This window comes from Nitrosophilus sp. (assembly GCF_982775275.1).
On sequence record NZ_CEXZHP010000163.1, the window covers coordinates 1 to 3,422 of the forward strand.

4 protein-coding genes and 1 tRNA gene are annotated in these 3,422 nt (G+C 26.5%); 3 read left to right on the plus strand and 2 right to left on the minus strand.

Features of this window, described 5'->3' with window-relative positions; all coding sequences use genetic code 11:
• Both AC30RD_RS07465 and AC30RD_RS07470 read right to left on the minus strand, forming a co-directional pair.
• Positions 1 to 338 (minus strand): Arm DNA-binding domain-containing protein (locus tag AC30RD_RS07465; RefSeq protein ID WP_489493807.1); only part of this gene is annotated, 338 nt, incomplete at its 3' end.
• Positions 339 to 627: 289 nt separating this feature from the next.
• Positions 628 to 702 (minus strand) — tRNA-Glu (locus tag AC30RD_RS07470).
• A 65-nt stretch (positions 703 to 767) separates the two neighbouring features.
• Here AC30RD_RS07470 and AC30RD_RS07475 point away from each other — a divergent pair.
• The 3 genes from AC30RD_RS07475 to AC30RD_RS07485 all read left to right on the plus strand — a co-directional run.
• Complete coding sequence (locus tag AC30RD_RS07475; RefSeq protein ID WP_489493809.1) at positions 768 to 2,189, plus strand: L,D-transpeptidase family protein; 1,422 nt, start codon at positions 768 to 770, stop codon at positions 2,187 to 2,189.
• Between the two features lie 44 nt (positions 2,190 to 2,233).
• Entirely contained in the window at positions 2,234 to 2,776 is a 543-nt protein-coding gene (gene mepK / locus AC30RD_RS07480) for a peptidoglycan L,D-endopeptidase MepK (RefSeq protein WP_489493810.1), read from the plus strand.
• Positions 2,777 to 3,422 (plus strand): Clp1/GlmU family protein (locus tag AC30RD_RS07485; protein ID WP_489493811.1); only part of this gene is annotated, 646 nt, incomplete at its 3' end. It lies immediately after the preceding gene.

The following is a 3,422-nucleotide window of genomic DNA, read 5'->3' on the forward strand; positions in this document are numbered from 1 at the left end:
CTCATCGGGCTAGGAACCTGGGTTTGAAGATATTCGACTGCCACGGATTTGAAAGTGTTTGTCGGTTTTTGATGGGTAGAAGGATTGATACCTTCATTAATGAGTTTTTTAATTTCATCTCTTTTTTGGCGAGCTTCTTTTAATGAGACATTTGGATATTCTCCGAGGGATTTTGAGGATCTCTTTCCTTTGAATGTATAATCTACTCTCCACCATTTTTTGCCATAAGGTTCAATAATTAGGTATAATCCGTTTCCATCAGCAAGTTTTTTTACTTTTTTTTGGGGTTTTGCTCTTTTAATTAGCGTGTCTGTTAGAGGTTTAACCAATTTTGGCATAATGACTCCTTTTGGCATATTTTTTTATATTCAATATATATTCACAAAGTGGAGTCAAATTAAGGTAAATAAAAAGAGCAAACAAAGTGGTTTGAAACTGCCTTTTTGTAGTGCATTTTTAATCCTTTGCGGTAAAAATTTGTCACATAAAAATCTTACCGCAAAAATTACCGTAAAAAAAGTTGGCTTGAAATGGATTTGTGTGGAAATAGACGGAAATCTAAAACTAAAGATATATCCGATTTTTAGGGAAACAATGGAAGAATTTGGAAGTTATCGGAAAAAGTGATGGCGACCCCAGGGCGACTCGAACCCCCGTCACCGCCGTGAAAGGGCGGTGTCCTAACCGCTAGACGATGGGGCCAGCAGCTAAATTGAATTGAAATTATACAAAAAATTTCTTAAATATTTTTTAAAAATTAGGATAAAATGAAGAAAAAAATATCGATTTTTTTACTATTTTCATTACTTCTTTTAGCAAATAACTTTGATTTTAATTTAACTAAAAATAGCAATATTCCAAAAGATGTATATAAAATTATCGCAAAAATAAAGAGTGATAATTCGGTGTTATGTAATAAATCAAAATATAACTTAAATAGAATAAGAGATATTATATTTAGATACACTTTGGAAAAAGACAAAAATTTACTTATTGAACTGCAATCTCTTTTAAATAGTTCTTTTAATCAATATTTACATGATATTAATTTTGGTTGTTTAAAAAAAGAGGATTTTGTCCTTTTATCAAATAATGAAAAAAAACAAAAAAATATTCAAAACCATCCAATATATCTTTCTTTAATTCAAGCTTTAAATAGATATATCCAAATTAAAAAAAAGAATGGATGGGAAAAGATAGAAAAAAATTTTTATCTTATAAAACCTAAAGATAAAAGTAAGATAATTCTAAAAATAAAAAATAGACTAAAAATAACAGGAGATTATGAATGCAACTATATAAATGAACTATATGATGAATGTTTAGAAAAAGGAGTAAAAAAATTTCAAAGAAGGCATGGTTTAAAGGCTGATGGTATTATAGGGCCAAAAACTTTAGCAAAAATGAATGAAACTGTAGATAAAAAAATTCAAATATTAAAACTTAATATAGAGAGAATAAGGTGGCTTTTAGAAAATGATGAGAATTTTGTAATAGTTAATATTCCAGATTTTTCATTGTCTTTATATATTTCAAATAAAAGAGTATTAAAAATGAAAGCAATTATAGGAAGAAAAGATAGGCAAACTCCCATTTTAAAAGATTATATAAAATATTCAGTTTTAAACCCTTATTGGAGAGCACCAAAAACTATTGTAAAAGAAGATATATTGCCAAAATTAAAAAAGAAAGAGTTTGAATATTTTGAGAAAAAAGGTATATATGCAGCTTTGGATTGGGATGGCAAAGAGATTGTAGATATTAGAGATATTGATTGGACTATTTATAATGATAGTACTCCTTATGTATTTATGCAAGAACCAGGGCCCAATAATTTTTTAGGTTTTGTAAAATTTATTTTTCCAAATTCAGATGATATCTATATTCATGATACTCCAGATCAAAATCTTTTTAATCTTAAAAATAGAGCATTAAGTTCTGGATGTGTAAGAGTGGAAAAGCCGATAGAACTTCTTTATAAAATATATCAAAATGAAGATAGAAATTTAACATATAGAAAAATTTTAAAAATGCTTATTGAAAAGAGAGATTTGATTTTACCATTAAAAAAACCCTTTAGAGTATATATATTTTATATGACTGCATTTGTAGATGAAAATGGAGTAAATTTTAGAGACGATATTTATGATATCGATAGAAAAATGATCCAGTTATTAAATAAAAAATAATTTTGGTAAAATTAAAAATACAATTTTTAAAAGGTTTATCTATAATGGATAAATATTTTCAAGAAAGAAGAAAAATTTTAAAATATAGTGCAATTTTACCCATTTCTATACTCTTTCCAAATATCTCCTTTGGAAAAAACATTTATGAAAAAAAGTTATCATTTTACAATATCCATACAGGAGAATTTTTAAAATCCACATATTGGATAGAGGGAGAGTATATAAAAGATGAAATTGAGTCAATATATAAAATATTAAGAGATTTTAGAACAGGAGAAATAAAACCGATTGATTTAAAGCTTTTAGATCTTTTATTTGATCTGCAAAATATTGTAAAAAGAAAAGAATCTTTTCATATAATTTCTGGCTATAGATCTCCTAAAACAAATCTTTATTTAAGAAAAATATCTAAAGGTGTTGCAAAAAAAAGTTATCACATGAAAGGAATGGCTATAGATATCAATCTTCCAGGAGTTGATCTTTTTACTTTAAAAAAAGCTGCAATTAGTTTAAAAAGAGGAGGGGTCGGCTATTATCCAAAATCCGGTTTCATCCATGTTGATACAGGCCCTATAAGATATTGGTAGATGTTTTATGAAAAAGAGATTTCACAAATAAATATTGAAAACCTAAAAGGTACTATTTTAGTTTTAGGTGATAATGATAGTGGAAAAACTACTTTCTCTTTAGAGCTATTTGACAAACTAAAAAATTGTGCGTTTTTGGACTTAGATGTAGGGCAAAGCTCAATAGGCTTACCCTCTACCCAAACAGTAAAATATAAAAATTTTTATAAATATTGGTTTATTGGTTCATTTTCTCCAGTGAAAAATTTCTTAAATTTTGTTATTGGAGCTAAAAGATTATCTGATTTTGCTATAAAAAGTGGAGCAAATACTATAATTGTAGATACTACGGGATTTATTGACGATAGATATGGGGCAACTTTATTGAAACACTCTTTGTTTGAGATATTAACTCCTACCTTAGTTATTGCATTTCAAAAAGATAAAGAGTTAGAAAAAATATTGTTTCCTTATGAGAAAGCATGCAGATTTGAAGTAAAACATTTTAATGTTTCAAAAAAAATACAAATTAAAAATAGAGAATTTAGAAAAAGAATAAAAATTAAAAAGATAAAAAACTATTTTAAAAACTCAAAAACTATAAAGATAGATACAGAAAATTTTTCTAAAATAGGCTATTTTAATTATTATAAAAATCAATTGATAG

Excerpts from the sequence above, each read along its gene's own strand:
- AC30RD_RS07475 (WP_489493809.1), top strand. The coding sequence starts at position 768 with ATGAAGAAAAAAATATCGATTTTTTTACTATTTTCATTACTTCTTTTA.
- mepK (WP_489493810.1), top strand. The coding sequence starts at position 2,234 with ATGGATAAATATTTTCAAGAAAGAAGAAAAATTTTAAAATATAGTGCA.